The sequence below is a fragment of the Rhizobium rosettiformans genome, assembly GCF_016806065.1.
Lineage (GTDB): Bacteria > Pseudomonadota > Alphaproteobacteria > Rhizobiales > Rhizobiaceae > Allorhizobium.
In genome coordinates this window covers 3,594,398-3,609,020 of sequence record NZ_CP032405.1, presented here as the reverse complement: position 1 = coordinate 3,609,020, position 14,623 = coordinate 3,594,398, and the positions used below count along the sequence as shown (strand labels likewise).

Here is a 14,623-nt window from a genome sequence, read left to right as displayed (position 1 = left end):
GGCGATTTCTGAAATTAGGGAAATGCCGAATTGAGTTACGGCCAGTAGGTAGCAGACAGTAGGATTTTAGCTGGGATGAATGATGAGACGAAGGCGCTGCGGCTCGAGGAGTTTGCGGGGCAGGCTTACGACAAGCTGCGTTATGGCGACACGGACCGGCAGGGGCATGTCAACAATGCGGTCTTTGCGACCTTCATGGAAACGGGTCGTGTGGAGCTGATCTACAACCCGGACGATCCGCTGCTCGAAGATGGGTTTTCCTTCGTGCTGGCCAAGCTCGACATCAATTATATCGCCGAGGTTTTGTGGCCTGGGACCGTTGAGATCGGCACGCGGGTGACGCGGGTCGGCCGCTCGTCAGTCTCCATGCAGCAGGCCGTGTTTCAGAACGGCAGGCTCTGTGCCTCGGCCGAGACGGTGGTGGTGCATTTCGACCAGACGACGCGCAAGTCGCATCCGTTTTCGGAGGACCAGCGGGCAAAGCTCGAGGGGTGGATGCAGGCGGGGTAAGACGTCAGGTGATGGCGGCGAGATGATCTCTCTCGCCCAGCGTCACCACGGCGCGGCTCTTCCACTGGGTGTTTTCTGCGAGATGGGTGATGCTGCCAGGGGTGACGGGGAAACTGACCCGGCCGAGGCAGTCGATCGGCATGCCGATCCACCAGGCGATGACGAAGGTGAGCGCAAAGCCGTGGGTGACGATGACGAGCGTATCTGCGGGATCGGCCTGCAGCGCATCCATGGCGCCGTAAATACGTGTGCCCATCTCGCGGCGGGTTTCGGCGCCGTCGATGCCGCCGGTGTCGTCGAGGCTGCCTTCATCCGGGACGGGCAGGCAGCGGCTGTCGAGCCAGGCCTGTGGCTTTCCTTCCGCCACGCCATAGCTCATCTCGCGCAGGCCGGGCGTCAGGCGGGGCGTGAGGGAGAGGTGTCTGCCGATGATTTCGGCGGTCTCGCTGCAACGGCGGAGGTCGGAGGAGACGAGCGACGGGGTCTTTCCGGCGCAGAGTTCGGCGATGCAGGTCGCGATCGCTGTCGCCTGACGCTGTCCGAGATCGGTGAGGCCGGTATCGTACCAGCCACCGACGCGGTCTTCGACATGGTGGATCGATTGCGGATGGGTGACGACGTATAGGGTCTGCATGCGGGGCCTCGCTTTCGCTGCGCGCGCCCCGCAAGAGGGGGCACGTTCACCCCAGCTTTTCGTAGAGGCCCTGGCTCTCCGTCAAGACCTCGTCGAGGCGTCGGCCCGCTTGAAAGTGGGCGAGGTGGTCGGGATAGGTCACGCCTTCCGGCACCTTGGGGCAGATTTCGGGCGTACCGAGCCGTGTCTCGACCGGGATGACGCCGGCCCAGACGCGGGCGTCGACATCGGCGGGATCGTCGGACACGCCGCCGGCGCGGACCTTGGCCGAGGCCTCCTCGATGCGCATGCCGATGACCATGGTTCCCTTGGCTTCCTGCGGATCGTTTTCGCGCAGGACTTCCGTGCGGCCGGGATAGAAGCGGTCGACGACGGCGTCTAAGGCTTCCGCCTTTTCTTCCGGGTCGTCGATGATGTGGGCGGTGCCGAAGCACATGGCGGAGCGGTAGTTGGCCGAATGGTGGAAGCCGGAGCGGGCGAGCACCAGGCCGTCGAGATGGGCAACGGTCAGGCAGACGGGGATGCCGGCCTTCTGGCTCTTCAGCATGCGGCTGGCGGACGAGCCGTGCCAGAACAGCCAGTCGCCGTCGCGCCAGTGGATCGTCGGCGTGCAATAGGGCTGGCCGTCGATGACATAGGCGACATGGCAGAGGAGGGCGGCATCGAGCACGGCATAGACGGCGTCTCGGTCATAGGCTGCGCGCTCGTGCAGGCGCTTTGCCCGGTTGCGCGGGGTGACGGGGAAGGATTGCGTATCGGGTCTGTCGTTCATGCTTGCCTCCTGACGGCTGATGCGGCAGGAGTAGTTGCTGTGATTGGTCCAAAGAAGATCCATGATGGCCAAAATTATCCGAACCAATTCTGACTGGTCGGCGAGCACGCCGATGCTGCCGGCGCAGGGGCCGCGGCGGCTGGCGCTCTATCGTTCGCTGCGAGGGCTGATCGAGAGCGGTCAGATGAAGCCCGGCGACAAGCTGCCGACGACGCGGGACATCGCGAAGCGTTTCGGCGTGTCGCGCGGGGCGGCCGTTGCGGCCTATGAAATGTTGGTGGCGGATGGTTTCGCCGAGGCGCGGGTGGGGGCGGGGACCTATGTGGCCGAGGCTGTGCCGTTGTTGCAGGCGGTGCCGGAGCCGAAGGTGATCGAGGTTCAAGAGGTGTCTGCGCCGCTGCCCGGGGCGCTCGGTTGTTCGACGGCGGACGAGACGACGCTCCGGATCTTCCGCATGCTGATGAACCGGCATCTGACGCAGCCATCGGCGCGACATTTTCATTATAACGATCCAGCGGGAAGCCATGCGCTCCGGGTGGAAGTGGCGGCCTACCTCAAGGCGGCGCGCGGGGTGGTCTGCGAGCCGGGCCAGGTGATCATGACGGCGGGCACGCAGCAGGGGCTGGATCTGGCGGTCAGGGCGCTTCTGAAGCCTGGCGATCCCGTGTGGATCGAGGATCCTTGTTATGCGGCGGCTCGCGAATTGTTTGACGGCACGGGGCTTGCCGTGAACCCAGTGCCTGTCGATGGCGAGGGGATTGACGTTTCGGCCGGGATTGCGGCTGCGCCTGAGGCGAAGGCGGTCTATGTGACGCCGTCGCATCAATATCCGCTGGGTGTGACGCTTTCCATGGCCAGGCGGCTTGCCCTCATCGACTGGGCGCGGGCGGCGGGCGCCTATATCATCGAGGATGACTACGACAGCGAGTTCCGCTTTGCCGGGCCGCCCTTGAGCGCGCTGCAAGGTATCGATGGCGAGGGCCGGGTGATCTATCTCGGCACGTTTTCCAAGACGCTGCTGCCGGGTTTTCGTTTCGGCTATCTCGTGGTGCCTCGGCATTTACGTGAGCGGGTGCTGACCATTCGCCGGCTAACCGATCGCTTTCCCTCGACGCTTGCCGAGGATGCGCTCACCGAATTCCTGCGCGACGGGCATTTTTCGGCGCATATCAAGCGGGCGCGCAAGCGGGTGAAGGCGGCGCGGGATGCGCTGGTGGAGGCTTTGGAATGCGCCCGGCTGACGGTTAGCGTGCCGGAACAGGGCTTGCATCTGGTGGCCGAGCTCGACGGTGCGGAAGACGATGTGGCGCTGGCGGCTGAGGCGCGGGCCGTCGGTTTCGGGGTCAAGGCGTTGTCGCCGCTTTATCATGGCGAGACGAAACGGCGCGGACTGGTGATCGGCTTTTCCGGTTTTGCGCCCGATGTGCTGGCGCAGGCGGCCCGGCGTTTCGTGTCAGGCCTTCAGAGCTTGCCGATGCGCGACGCCGTCGGTCCAGATCGTCAGCATCTGAGATAAGAGCTGCTGCGGTGGTGCCGGGTTCGGCCGCGACTGCTTGAGCCCTTCCGACATTTCGAAGACGATCACTTCATGGAACAGCGCCTGGACACCCCGGGCATAGAGGCGCGCTTCGCCTGAGGTGAGAGAAGGATAGGCGCGGGTGAAGAGGGCGGCAACCTGGTCTTCCACCTCGAAGCAGAGGCGCATGAAGGTTTCCGTATACGGGCCGGTGACGATGGCCGCCTGGCTCAGATAGAGCCCGGCAAAGGCCGGCTCGCGGCAGAAATAGGTAAGCCAGGGGCTGAGCAAAGCGACGAGCTGGGTGTCGAGCGGTGTTTCAGAATCGATACCGACGCGCTTGCGGCCGGCTTCGGCCAGCTGCTCGATCTCGGTGAGGCCGAGGGCCGCCAAGAGATTGGTCTTGTCGCCGAAATGGGCAAAGACGCTGGATTTCGCGACTTTCGCGGCCGTGGCGATCTGGTCGATGCTGGTCTGCTCATAACCCTGACGGGAAAACAGATCTGACGCGGCGGCCAGGATCTGATCCCTGGTCTGACGGCTGCGGGTTTGGCGAAGCTTCATGCGCGAATCCTTTTGGTCGAGCCTACGCCAAATATATGTTGACCACGGTCAATTTCATGTTCATAAAATGACCGTGGTCAAAAATACGAGTGTTCCTCATGTCCTTTCTGTCGCGCGATGCTCAGCCCTCGAGAGTTCTGGTCCTGAACGGCAATCCGGCCAGGGATGCCCTGTGCGGTGCCATGGCGGAAAAAATCGCCGACGAGGCGCGGCGGCGCGGCCAGACGGTACGGCTGGTGCATTTGGAGGATCTCGATTTCGACGCCAATCTGAAACAGGGCTACCGTGCGCGCATGGAGTGGGAGCCGGATATCAAGGCCTTTGCCGATAGCCTGACCTGGTGCGACCGGCTGGTCATCGTGCATCCACTCTGGTGGGGATCGGCGCCGGCGCAGCTCAAAGGCCTGTTGGATCGTGTCCTGGTGCCCGGTTTCGGCTTTCAATACATCGAGGGCAAGGCCTTCCCGAAGCCGCTGCTGGCAGGGCGCAAGGCCCGCGTCGTCATCACCTCGGATACCCCGACCTTCTTTCTCAAATGGTTTTACGGCAATGGCTGGGTGAAGGTGCTGCGCCGGCAGATCCTCGGCTTTTGCGGCTTCAAGGATCTGAAGGTCAAGTATTTCAGCCCGGTGCGCGGGGCCAAGCCCGAGGCGCTGGCGCAGATGGTGGAGGATGCGGCGGGGATTTTGGGGTAAGTGGGAAGACCGATTTTTGGTGGTCGTGTACGGCCTGTCCGCTTTTTGGATAGCGAGGATTATAAGCAGGCAAATAGCTTCCAAGTGCTGACCGCTTGGTGACGTGTGTTAGCTCGCCTCACCGTCAGCAGGGGCAGGGTTCGCTGCCGCCTCGTCTGGGTGGTCTTCGCCTTGCGTTGAATCTTCGCCGGCATCAAAATCATCTCCCGCGTGGTCGCGTCCCTGCTTGATTGACAGCTTGATGCTGCTCAAGGTCCGCGATGTTTCTTCGTCCGCGTGTCGTTCAATCTCTTGAAGGCGGGTGATTACGTCACGCCAGGGCACGAAGATTTCCACGGCGTCACGTCGCAATGGATAGTACACCCGATCACTCGCCGCCCAGCTCCGCATTTGAAGAAGGAATTTTAGAAAGTCGGCATCCGCCGCAATTCTCTGCGTCACCCATGCTTTCGGTGTCTCGACTCCAGACATGTCTCGCCATCCGAAAATGAAAGCACCGAAATCTTTGAAATCCAGGAAGTCATCGGTGGCCGCCGAAAGCCGTGCCTCGAGCGTAGCCCGACCTTGATCCATTACGGCGTCGGTATGGACACGCTGGTCAGCGGGATTTGCTCTGTCTCCCAAGCGGCCATGATCATAGAGTTGTTGGCGGTAATAGCGGCCCACGAGCCAAGCAAGATCGCCTCGCCGGAAGATGTCGCTGGTGACTGTCGTGACATGAGCAGCATCAATCCTTTTAATCTTAGTTAGAATCAGATCGACCGCCCATTGAATTTTCGTAGAAAGCGAGACGGCCAGAGCTTCTATCCGCTCATGCTTGCGAATGGCGTGTCCGGCGCTGACTGCAAGTGCGGTTGCTAAACCGGCCAACTGGTCGATCGAGTAGGTTCGAAGTTCTACGTCGTCGAGCCTCATCAGCAAGTGCTCAATCCAGCTTTGCCCATAGTGCCGCTCGATCTCAATGAATCCGTCGAGGATTCTGGTAGTGGCCGTTACATCCTGCCCAGCCGCTTCGCGAAGCGATCGCATATCCGCTTCTGGGATCATGGCCTTCGGGGCACTGAGGGCAAAATAGAACCGAGAATGGAAAGGACTGCCGAGCCGTCGCGCATTGACTAACTGTTCGATGTCTCTGTCACTCACCGAGTTGAAAACGCGCTCGACACTGTTGTCAGTCTTCACAAGGCCGGGTACGAAACTTAGCAGCGACCAAATCGAGTTTGGAGACTCCATGTCGTCGTCAGGCATCAACTCCAATAACCGATCGCCGAGTCTCGCCCGCTCTGATTTGTTGATGCGAGCGTCGCCAGATACCAGCACGCTCCGTGATCCGAGGTACTCTTCAATCCACTGATGGAGGCGGGGGTGGACGATTTTGATTAGGCGAATCCGGCAAAGGTCCGGAAAATAAACCTCGTTCGCGATCGAAGGATAGATGAACGAAACCGCATTCAGCACAAGTTTCACGTCCCGCGGCGTCCTTAGCCGCGTGCCCTCGCGGTCCACCGATCGCATCAGGTCGTCGCTCTCGTCACCTGTCAGGTCTCGTCCAGCTACATGTTTAAACAAAGCGATCAGTTTTTTTCTGAGCGAGAGCCGAAGATCAAATGGCTCCGGCATGGGCAGCGTAAACGTCAGCTGGACGATTTTTTGTAGAAAGAGGTCGCCGTCCTTTACCGACAGCCCGGTTTCAAGAGCGTGCCCCAAGATAGCTCGATCATAACAAAGTACGTATGCGACGTTCGGAAAATCTGCGACCGACCGCACCAATCGCACCACTTCCACCGCCTGATGTGGCTCAAGCCGGTCAAGATCATCGATGAGGACAATGAAGCGAGCATTAAGCTCTCTGATCCTGTTGGCAATGCTCTCTTTCACCTGCGTCTCGCTTGGACCTTTTAGCCCACCGATTGTGCTGGTTCCCAACTCAATCGCCTCTCCGACGATACTTAGCCCAGGAACCGCCAATCCTGCCATCTTCGCCAATGGCCCCAATCCGCGTCCGGTCATCACGGCATAGCCTTTCAGCAAATCCGCTGCTTTTGCGACCTTCGCTTTGCGGGCGTACCATTTTCTAGCTGGGTCTTTGGCCTCCAAATCTGCGAGAATTGGGGCCATCGATGCGATCAAGGCTGATACGAGATCACGGCTATCGCCGATAAGCCAAGGTGCAAGCGTCACCACATGGGGTTTCTGATCAGTTTCCAGCGAGGAGCGAAGAAAGTTTAGAAAGCTCGTCTTACCAGAACCCCATGGTCCCTCGATGCCGAAAACGACGCTCTCGCCGTTTGCGAGCTCAGCTATAGACGGAGCAAGTTTCTTCGCCATTTCGGCGAAGCCGTATTCATCGGTCTGCTGATCGGTAATGGGTCTATCAGCGTCAATGGTTGGCATGAGGCACCTTGCTTGAACTTTCTCAGTCTGCAGAAGCGCGGCCGGGCAGCAATTGTTGACGCTTATTTGGAGAGGCTGCAAACGACATTTTCAGTGAGGCCATCTTTGGGTGCGAGCTGATCGTCAGCGTCCGAACAATAGGGCTGATTTCAGGCTCGACAAACAATCGTCGGACCGTCCAAAATGGCGGCGCAAACTGTCTCTCCAAACAGAAACGCATCCAAACTCCTACTCCCTCGACCGCCTCCGTCTCCGTCCGCCGCCTTCACCATCCCCATCCGCCAGAACCTTCCGCTCCGGCAACGTCACGACACTCGCCAGCTTCGGAAAGGGATCGACCTTGTTTGGCAGTGCCATGGCGTCGATGAAGAGCTGCTGGAAATGCGGCTCCAGGGCCGTTTCGATCTTTTCGATACGGGTTACGGTTTCCTCGATTTCGCGGCGGTAGTCGCGATTGAGGAGGGCCATGAGGGCGCCGGTGCCGGCGGCGTTGCCGACGGCCTTGACTTCATCGAGGTCGCAATCGGGGATGAGGCCGAGCACCATTGCATATTTCGGATCGATGAAGGAGCCGAAGGCGCCGGCGAAGCGGATGGTGTCGACGGTCTCGACGCCGAGCTTTTCCATCAGAAGCTTGATGCCGGCATAGAGGGCGGCTTTCGCGAGCTGGATGGCGCGCACGTCGTTCTGGGTGACGGTGATCTTCTGGGCGCCGTCATGCAGGAGGTAGGAGAAGGTCCGGCCGTTTTCGAGAATGCGGTGGCTTTTCGCGGCCATTGCGCCATCGACCACGCCATCGGCGGAGATGACGCCGGAGAGATACATTTCGGCGACGACTTCGATGATCGCCGAGCCACAAATGCCAGTGACGCCGGTTTTTTCCGCGGCTTCGGCAAAACCTTCCTCATCCGACCATTGCTCGACGCCGATGACCTTGAAGCGCGGTTCGAGGGTAATGGGGTCGATGCGGACGCGCTCGATGGCGCCCGGGGCGGCGCGCTGGCCGCAGGAGATTTCGGCGCCTTCGAAGGCGGGGCCCGTCGGCGACGAGGCGGCAACCGTGCGGGTGCGGTTACCGAGCACGATCTCGGCATTGGTGCCGACATCGACGAGCAGCATCATCTTGTCCTGGCGATGCGGGCCTTCGGACAGCGTCGCGCCGGCGGCATCCGCGCCGACATGGCCGGCGATGCAGGGGAGCAGATAGACGCGGGCGCCGCGATTGATGGCAAGATCGATCTCGCGCGACCAGGTGTGGACGGCACCGGAGACGGCGAGCGCAAAGGGGGCCTGGCCGAGCTCCGTCGGATCGATGCCGAGGAAGAGGTGGTGCATGATCGGATTGGCGACGAAGACGGCGTCGAGAATGCTGTCCGGCGTGATCTCCGCCTCGGCGCAGACCTTGGCCGTGAGTTCGTTGATCGCCTGGCGCACAGCCTTGGTCATCGCCTCGCGGCCATCGGGGTTCATCATGACATAGGAAACGCGGCTCATCAGGTCTTCGCCGAAGCGGATCTGCGGATTGGCAGCGCCCGAGGAGGCGACGACGCGGCCGGACAGAAGCGAGACCAGATGCATGGCGATGGTGGTCGAGCCGATATCACAGGCGATGCCATAGGCCTCGTTGTGCAGGCCAGGCCAAAGGGCAATCAGGTTGGGGCGCGAGGTTTCGAGATCGCGGTGGATGGCGGCGGTGACGCCCCAATTGCCCTTGCGCAGGATCTTCTGGACATCGGGGAGCAGGTGCTGGGCGACCAGGACGTCGCTGAGGCCCCAGTCCTTGTGCAGCATGACATTCAGGCGATCGAGATCGCCGAGCGGCTTGTGCATGTCGGGCTCGTCCACCTCGACATAACACAGCTGGACGGCGGGATTGCGCGCGATCAGCCGGTCGATCGCGGCCTTGCGGATGACCTGGGCATTGACGACGGTGTCCGGCGGCACATCGACGACGAGGTCGCCCTGGATGGTGGCCGAGCAGGAGAGGCGGCGGCCTTGCGGGATGGTACGCACCTCGGCATAGCGCTTCTCCTTCGGGCCGACCGGCGAGATATGGTCGTTCGACGAGGTGATGCCGTGTTTGGCGAACTGGCCTTCCTGGACCTCGATCTGGCAGCGGCCACAGGTGGCGCGCCCGCCGCAGACGCTCTCGACATAGACGCCGAGCGATCGCGCCGCTTCGAGCACCGTGGTGCCTACAGGAAAACGGCCACGTTTGCCCGAGGGCATGAAGAGGACGAGGGGATCAGCGGCGTCGGTCATTCTGGTCTTTCGAAATCTGGGTCATTCCCCGGGGCATGACTGTCTGCTTCGGCCTTACTTGGCCACCGTCTTTTCGAGCACTTCGCGGATCAGGCGGGTGTAGGGAATACCCCTTTCCTGAGCCTTTGCCTTGATCGCCGAAAGCAGGGCTTCCGGCAGTCTCATGTTCAGTTGTGCCGACTTCTTTTCGAACTCGAACTGGACGGGTTTGAAGCCGGACAGATCGTATTCGGAGAGGTCTGCAGTTTCGACGAAGGCTTCCGCCTCTTCATCGGAATGCAGGACCGGCATCTGCTTGCCCTTACCGTTGTTCATAACGCCTAATCTCCCGTTCGTGCATGTAACGCGCGCTAATCGGTCGGATCAGAATTCCGAGCTCGCTTTCGCGCAAGGTGAAGACGACGAAGACGTATCTGCCTTCCGCAGTTGTCCCGATGGCGCGCTTCCGGTCTTCACCAACCGTGGGGTCGGGGTAGACCGATGGCGTTCTCGAGAACACCTGCTCGATTTCCTGCATTGTCAGGCCATGCCTGGCACATTTTGGCCAGTTGCCGCTGTCCCAATCAAAGCCGGAAATCGCTAGCTTCATGCTCGCATACTACACGTTTGTATAGGCAAATGTAAAACGGCAGGGGGTTGAAGTATCACTCCGACGCAGCACCGCCACCGACACGCGCAGCACGGCCGCCGCGGCGGCCGCCGCCGGTGGAGGCGGAGGCTGGGGATGCGGCAGGGGCTGCGTGGCCGCCGCCTTCGGCGGGCTTGTAGTCGCGATAGGTCTTGATCCAGTTGTAGCAATTCTCGTCGGTGCCATTGAGGACATTGGCGGCGCGGACGGCTTCCATTTCCTGCGGGCGGCAGGGGTTCATGATGGCCGACGTCATGCCTGCACCGATGACCATCGGGATGAAGCCGGCATTGATGCCGTGGCGATGGGGCAGGCCGAAGGAGATGTTGGAGAGGCCGCAGGTGGTGTTGACCTTCAGCTCTTCGCGGAGACGGCGGACGAGGGCGAAGACCTGCAGGCCGGCCGAGCCGATGGCGCCGATCGGCATGACCAGCGGGTCGACGACGATGTCATGCGGCTTGATGCCGTAATCCATGGCGCGCTCGACGATCTTCTTGGCGACGGCAAAGCGTACGTCCGGATCCTGGGAAATTCCGGTTTCGTCGTTGGAGATGGCAACGACCGGCACATTGTATTTGGCGCAGAGCGGCAGGATGGCTTCGAGCTTTTCTTCCTCACCGGTGACCGAATTGATCAGCGGGCGGCCCTTGGCGACCTTGAGCGCCGCCTCGATGGCGGCGGTGACGGAGCTATCGATCGCGAGCGGCACGTCGACGAGGCCCTGGACGATTTCCATGGTCTTGACCAGAAGGCCAGGCTCAGTCTCGTTCGGATTGACGGAGGTGACGCCGGCATTGACGTCGAGCATGGTGGCGCCGGCTGCGACCTGTTCCAGCGCGTCCTTGATAACCGTGTCGAAATTGCCCTCGATCATTTCGGCTGCGAGCTTCTTGCGACCCGTGGGGTTGATGCGCTCGCCGATGACGCAGAAGGGCTGGTCGAAACCGATGATGATTTCCTTGGTGGCGGATGCGACGATGGTGCGGGTCATTTCAGTCCTCCGGTCGATGCCGGCTCTCGCACGGCGGGAATGGGATGTGCCGGCAGAAGCCGGGGAAAATCAATGGGTCTGGGTGTTGGCGGCAAGGCCTGCGAGCGTCTGCTGGTCCTGAACCGGATCGGCGCCGATTTCACGCATGCGCTCGGCAGCGATGTCATCGGCGCGGGCATGTTCGCGCTTCCAGGGCCGGCGACCCTTGAGGATGCCGGATTCATGCACGATTTCGGCGACATATTCCTCTTGGCGATAGGCCATGACATGCACGCCGGAGACGCCCTCGATCTCCTTCACCTCGTTGATGATGTCGATGCAGAGCTGCTTGCCTTCCTTCTTCTGGTCGGCAGCGCCTTCCAGGCGGGCAATGACATGATCGGGAATGTGGATGCCCGGCACGTTGGAGCGGATCCACTTGGCCGTCTTGGCCGAGGCGAGCGGGCCGACGCCGACGAGGATGTAGCATTTCTCGTGGAAGCCGAGGTCGCGGACCTTCGCCATGTAGTCGCGGAACATCGGCACGTCGAAGCAGTACTGGCTCTGGACGAATTGCGCGCCGGCTTCGATCTTCTTGCCGAGGCGATATGGGCGGAAGTCGTAAGGGGGCGCGAAGGGGTTGATGGCGGCACCGAGGAAGACCTTGGGCGGGCTGGTCAGTTTGCGGCCGGAGAGGAATTTCGATTCGTCGCGCATGGTGCGGACGGTTTCCAGAAGCGACATGCAGTCGAGGTCGAAGACGGGCTTTGCACCCGGCTGGTCACCGGCCTGCACACCGTCGCCGGTCAGGCACATGATGTTGGCGACACCCATGGCGGCGGCACCGAGAACGTCGCCCTGGATGGCAATACGGTTCTTGTCGCGGCAGGCGATCTGCATGATCGGGGCATAACCCATGCGGGTGAGCAGCGCGCAGATGCCGACGGAAGACATGTGGCAGTTGGCGCCGGATGCGTCGACCGCGTTGATGCCGTCGACCCAGCCGTCGAAGATCTTGGCCCGCTCGTAGACGTCTTCCGGATCGGCGCTGTCGGGCGGGTTGAGTTCGGCCGTGACGGCGAATTCGCCGCGACGGAGCACACGCTCCAGACGGCCGAGCGAGGAATGGCCGGGCAGGGGGTCGAGCGGAAGGTGAACCCCAAGCGGATTTTCATCGATATGGGCCATGCTCTCAGGCTTCCTTTGCCGTGTTCTTTTCGCGTTCTGCAGCGGCTTCTGCCGTCACGCGCAGCCATGACGATGTCTCGCGCAGCGACTGGTTGACCGGCTTCTGCACTTTCAGGATCGCGTCGCCAGCGACCATGTTGCGCGAGCCGTTCCAGGCCTGGACCCAGACGCAGGGCATGTCGGGCTCGACCTCGCAATTGCCATTGGCGCGCACACCGCCGCAGGGGCCATTGCGCAACTGCTTGGGACAGTTCATCGGGCAGGACATGCCGGTCGAGGACAAGACGCATTGGCCGCACATGCGACAGTCGAAGAGCAGGCCCTTCACATTGCGCTCGACGAAGGTGACTGGAGTTTCGACCCTGTTGTAGCCGAGCTTCTTCCAGACCGGGTGGAGGAAGAGGAAGGCGCTGGCGAAGTTGCGGTAGAACCATTCGAGGAAACGGGAATTCCTCACAGCCCAGAGTCGGATCGTATAGGAGCGGCGGGCGCGGCGGTTGGGCGAGACGCCGGCCGGCGTGAAAGCGCCGGTCTTCGCCTTGGCCGCTGGCGCGGCGTTGCCCTTTTTCGGCGGGCCGGGATCGACGAGTACGGGCTCACCCATTGTCGCGGCCTCCGGCATGGACAAGCGCCACGAGGCGGGCCTTGTCGTAAGCGGCTTCGATTTCGGCGGCTGCCGTTTCGGCCTCGGCCTCGAGATCATCCCCGACCGGCACCGGATCAGCCTTGCGCCAGTCGGCGAGGTAGGCGTCGGTTTCAGCAGCGCCTGTGCGCATCGCCGCCATATCGATCGCCTCGGTGAAACGCAGGGAGAGCTCACGCTTGGCCGATTTGCGACCCTGCTTGACGATCACCTGAGCCGGAATATCCCGCCAGTAAACGACGATCTTGTCTGCCATGCCACTCTCTCCCTTTGGTGCCAGAATGCACGGGGGGCATTCGCCGGACTGCGCTCTTCACGACGTCGCTTGTCGCCAAAAACGACGCTGCCATGAGTCCTGCTGCTTTTACCAGATCCGGCGTGTCACGCCGCACCAGATCCACGACCAGAGTGTCGGCGGGAAGCGGAGGACGGAGGGACCTTGCGGCTCGATGGGGGCGAGGCGGCCGCTGAGCGCGTCGTCGATCGATTGGCGGGTGATGTCCAGAGCAGCAAGAGTCAGCAGCAGCGGATAGGTGGAGATGAAGTCTGCGGGCGCTGGTGTCGTGCGGACCTCGTAGAGCGTGCCGCCGGTATCCGTACCTGCATCAACGAGATGCAGCGTAGCGCCGAAGTTTTCCGGGTCGTTTTCACGCAGTGACCAGTAGCCGCCCATCTGGCCGCGATAGTTCGGATTGATGCCGGCATGCAAGTTGATGACCGGGCAGGGCATGGCTGCGAGCTGACGCGCCGACATCAGGCGGGTTGATACGAGCAGGATGGCGCCGGGCTTCAACTGCTCGACGAGAGCTGCTGTCTCCGCGGTATTGATCGAGGTGACCGGATGGATCGGGACAGTGTCGGGCAGTGTGCGGTCGAGATCATGTTCGGCCAGCAGTTCCGAGACGCGGCGGTCCGCAAGGCGGCGAAGAAAGCGGGCAGCGATCATCGTGCCGAGCTGACCGAGTGCTGCGATCCAGCCGAGCTTTCTTGCCCGACGGCGGGTGATCTCGCCCTTACCCTCCGGGTTTTCGAGGAGAACATGGACATCCATGCCGGCCTTGGCGAGATGCTGGACGACGAGGGTGGGGTTGAGGCCGCCTGCGGTCATGACGACCACGCGGCGGTCTGGTTGTTCGGTTGCGTTGATCATCAGATCACGAGCGAGACGACGGCCACGGCGGTATAGACGACAAAGCCGGCAACCGCGAGCGAGAGCACGCCAATCGCACAGCCGGCGACGACGCCGAGACCGTCACGCTGGGAATGGGCAAAGCCGAGGACTGCAAGAGCAAAGGCCGGCGGCCAGTTGCCGAGCGGGATCGGCAGGAAGACGACAATGGCGAGGATCAGTGCGAACACGCCGATAAGCCGTTCGGCGAAGCGGCTCTCGAACAGCCAGAAGCGTGGGACGACCAGCTTTTCGGCCCAGCGCATCCAGGGTACGAGACGCCTGACGATCGCCTCGAAGGTCTGCGGCTCGACGCCGTAATCGCTCACGACACGTGGAAAGAACACACGCCCGCCCGGAGAGGCCATCATCTGCCAGGCGACAAAGATCAAGGGTAGCCCGAGGATGAAGGTGGCACCCGGCGGCATCGGCACCAGATTGGGAAGCGCGAAGACCAGCAGGAAGGCGCCGAAGGAGCGGTCCTGCAGCGCGATCGCGATGTCGCGGATCGTCACCTTGCGGTCCGTCGTGCGGGCCAGCCGGACCAGAAGATCCGAAAGGTTTTCGGGAGCATTGTGTTCACGCGCGGTGGCAAGACCTGCCACCCATGTTTCCGCCCTGTCGGTCATTCGTTTTCTCTTGGTTCTTTGTTGACCTGACACGAGGTTGGCACGGGGAT

16 protein-coding genes are annotated in these 14,623 nt (G+C 61.8%); 3 read left to right on the top strand and 13 right to left on the bottom strand.

Annotation, left to right across the window (positions count from 1 at the left end):
- Positions 1-75 precede the first annotated feature (75 nt).
- Positions 76-510, top strand: coding sequence for an acyl-CoA thioesterase (locus D4A92_RS17735; RefSeq protein ID WP_203016236.1), 435 nt, complete (start codon positions 76-78; stop codon positions 508-510).
- A 4-nt stretch (positions 511-514) separates the two neighbouring features.
- On the opposite strand, the gene D4A92_RS17730 is transcribed toward D4A92_RS17735, so the two are convergent.
- Positions 515-1,144 carry a histidine phosphatase family protein gene (locus D4A92_RS17730; protein WP_203016234.1) on the bottom strand — a complete coding sequence of 210 codons (630 nt, stop codon included), beginning with the start codon at positions 1,142-1,144 and terminating at the stop codon, positions 515-517.
- A 46-nt stretch (positions 1,145-1,190) separates the two neighbouring features.
- Positions 1,191-1,916 (bottom strand): pyridoxamine 5'-phosphate oxidase family protein, encoded by a 726-nt coding sequence (locus tag D4A92_RS17725; protein ID WP_203016232.1) that lies wholly within the window; start codon positions 1,914-1,916, stop codon positions 1,191-1,193.
- Positions 1,917-1,980: 64 nt separating this feature from the next.
- Between D4A92_RS17725 and D4A92_RS17720 the strand changes: the two genes are divergently transcribed.
- Complete coding sequence (locus tag D4A92_RS17720; protein WP_425957989.1) at positions 1,981-3,432, top strand: PLP-dependent aminotransferase family protein; 1,452 nt, start codon at positions 1,981-1,983, stop codon at positions 3,430-3,432.
- Here D4A92_RS17720 and D4A92_RS17715 read toward each other — a convergent pair.
- Complete coding sequence (locus D4A92_RS17715) at positions 3,370-3,996, bottom strand: TetR/AcrR family transcriptional regulator (protein ID WP_203016230.1); 627 nt, start codon at positions 3,994-3,996, stop codon at positions 3,370-3,372. The two genes, D4A92_RS17720 and D4A92_RS17715, sit on opposite strands and share 63 nt — an antisense overlap.
- 98 nt (positions 3,997-4,094) lie before the next feature.
- Here D4A92_RS17715 and D4A92_RS17710 point away from each other — a divergent pair, with 98 nt between their 5' ends.
- A complete protein-coding gene (locus tag D4A92_RS17710) occupies positions 4,095-4,691 on the top strand; it encodes an NAD(P)H-dependent oxidoreductase (protein WP_203016229.1) in 597 nt (198 codons plus the stop codon).
- 108 nt (positions 4,692-4,799) lie between these two features.
- Here D4A92_RS17710 and D4A92_RS17705 read toward each other — a convergent pair whose 3' ends face one another.
- The 10 genes from D4A92_RS17705 to D4A92_RS17660 form a co-directional block, all read right to left on the bottom strand.
- Positions 4,800-7,085 carry a KAP family P-loop NTPase fold protein gene (locus D4A92_RS17705; protein WP_203016223.1) on the bottom strand — a complete coding sequence of 762 codons (2,286 nt, stop codon included), beginning with the start codon at positions 7,083-7,085 and terminating at the stop codon, positions 4,800-4,802.
- Positions 7,086-7,313: 228 nt separating this feature from the next.
- Positions 7,314-9,347, bottom strand: coding sequence for an ASKHA domain-containing protein (locus D4A92_RS17700; RefSeq protein WP_203016220.1), 2,034 nt, complete (start codon positions 9,345-9,347; stop codon positions 7,314-7,316).
- A 54-nt stretch (positions 9,348-9,401) separates the two neighbouring features.
- Positions 9,402-9,662 carry a BrnA antitoxin family protein gene (locus D4A92_RS17695; protein WP_203016219.1) on the bottom strand — a complete coding sequence of 87 codons (261 nt, stop codon included), beginning with the start codon at positions 9,660-9,662 and terminating at the stop codon, positions 9,402-9,404.
- Positions 9,649-9,864: a BrnT family toxin gene (locus D4A92_RS17690; RefSeq protein WP_246754122.1), complete on the bottom strand. Its 216-nt coding sequence runs from the start codon at positions 9,862-9,864 to the stop codon at positions 9,649-9,651. The genes D4A92_RS17695 and D4A92_RS17690 overlap by 14 nt, the downstream gene beginning before the upstream one ends.
- Before the next feature lie 127 nt (positions 9,865-9,991).
- On the bottom strand, positions 9,992-10,966 hold the full coding sequence (locus D4A92_RS17685) for a methyltetrahydrofolate cobalamin methyltransferase (protein WP_203016217.1): 975 nt from the start codon (positions 10,964-10,966) through the stop codon (positions 9,992-9,994).
- Positions 10,967-11,035: 69 nt separating this feature from the next.
- The gene (locus D4A92_RS17680; RefSeq protein ID WP_006727756.1) at positions 11,036-12,133 is read right to left on the bottom strand and encodes a methylenetetrahydrofolate reductase; all 1,098 of its coding nucleotides are present in this window, start codon (positions 12,131-12,133) and stop codon (positions 11,036-11,038) included.
- A gap of 4 nt (positions 12,134-12,137) precedes the next feature.
- Positions 12,138-12,737 carry a methylenetetrahydrofolate reductase C-terminal domain-containing protein gene (locus D4A92_RS17675; RefSeq protein ID WP_203016216.1) on the bottom strand — a complete coding sequence of 200 codons (600 nt, stop codon included), beginning with the start codon at positions 12,735-12,737 and terminating at the stop codon, positions 12,138-12,140.
- Positions 12,730-13,032, bottom strand: coding sequence for a virulence factor (locus D4A92_RS17670; RefSeq protein WP_006727754.1), 303 nt, complete (start codon positions 13,030-13,032; stop codon positions 12,730-12,732). The genes D4A92_RS17675 and D4A92_RS17670 overlap by 8 nt, the downstream gene beginning before the upstream one ends.
- Before the next feature lie 108 nt (positions 13,033-13,140).
- Positions 13,141-13,926: a formyl transferase gene (locus tag D4A92_RS17665; protein WP_203016215.1), complete on the bottom strand. Its 786-nt coding sequence runs from the start codon at positions 13,924-13,926 to the stop codon at positions 13,141-13,143.
- A complete protein-coding gene (locus tag D4A92_RS17660) occupies positions 13,926-14,573 on the bottom strand; it encodes an exopolysaccharide biosynthesis protein (RefSeq protein ID WP_203016214.1) in 648 nt (215 codons plus the stop codon). The genes D4A92_RS17665 and D4A92_RS17660 overlap by 1 nt, the downstream gene beginning before the upstream one ends.
- Between the last annotated feature and the right edge of the window lie 50 nt (positions 14,574-14,623).

Bases quoted from the DNA above. Each gene is read 5' to 3' on its own strand.
- D4A92_RS17735 (WP_203016236.1), top strand. From the start codon at position 76: ATGAATGATGAGACGAAGGCGCTGCGGCTCGAGGAGTTTGCGGGGCAG.
- D4A92_RS17730 (WP_203016234.1), bottom strand. From the start codon at position 1,144: ATGCAGACCCTATACGTCGTCACCCATCCGCAATCGATCCACCATGTC.
- D4A92_RS17725 (WP_203016232.1), bottom strand. From the start codon at position 1,916: ATGAACGACAGACCCGATACGCAATCCTTCCCCGTCACCCCGCGCAAC.
- D4A92_RS17720 (WP_425957989.1), top strand. From the start codon at position 1,981: ATGGCCAAAATTATCCGAACCAATTCTGACTGGTCGGCGAGCACGCCG.
- D4A92_RS17715 (WP_203016230.1), bottom strand. From the start codon at position 3,996: ATGAAGCTTCGCCAAACCCGCAGCCGTCAGACCAGGGATCAGATCCTG.
- D4A92_RS17710 (WP_203016229.1), top strand. From the start codon at position 4,095: ATGTCCTTTCTGTCGCGCGATGCTCAGCCCTCGAGAGTTCTGGTCCTG.
- D4A92_RS17705 (WP_203016223.1), bottom strand. From the start codon at position 7,085: ATGCCAACCATTGACGCTGATAGACCCATTACCGATCAGCAGACCGAT.
- D4A92_RS17700 (WP_203016220.1), bottom strand. From the start codon at position 9,347: ATGACCGACGCCGCTGATCCCCTCGTCCTCTTCATGCCCTCGGGCAAA.
- D4A92_RS17695 (WP_203016219.1), bottom strand. From the start codon at position 9,662: ATGAACAACGGTAAGGGCAAGCAGATGCCGGTCCTGCATTCCGATGAA.
- D4A92_RS17690 (WP_246754122.1), bottom strand. From the start codon at position 9,864: ATGCAGGAAATCGAGCAGGTGTTCTCGAGAACGCCATCGGTCTACCCC.
- D4A92_RS17685 (WP_203016217.1), bottom strand. From the start codon at position 10,966: ATGACCCGCACCATCGTCGCATCCGCCACCAAGGAAATCATCATCGGT.
- D4A92_RS17680 (WP_006727756.1), bottom strand. From the start codon at position 12,133: ATGGCCCATATCGATGAAAATCCGCTTGGGGTTCACCTTCCGCTCGAC.
- D4A92_RS17675 (WP_203016216.1), bottom strand. From the start codon at position 12,737: ATGGGTGAGCCCGTACTCGTCGATCCCGGCCCGCCGAAAAAGGGCAAC.
- D4A92_RS17670 (WP_006727754.1), bottom strand. From the start codon at position 13,032: ATGGCAGACAAGATCGTCGTTTACTGGCGGGATATTCCGGCTCAGGTG.
- D4A92_RS17665 (WP_203016215.1), bottom strand. From the start codon at position 13,926: ATGATCAACGCAACCGAACAACCAGACCGCCGCGTGGTCGTCATGACC.
- D4A92_RS17660 (WP_203016214.1), bottom strand. From the start codon at position 14,573: ATGACCGACAGGGCGGAAACATGGGTGGCAGGTCTTGCCACCGCGCGT.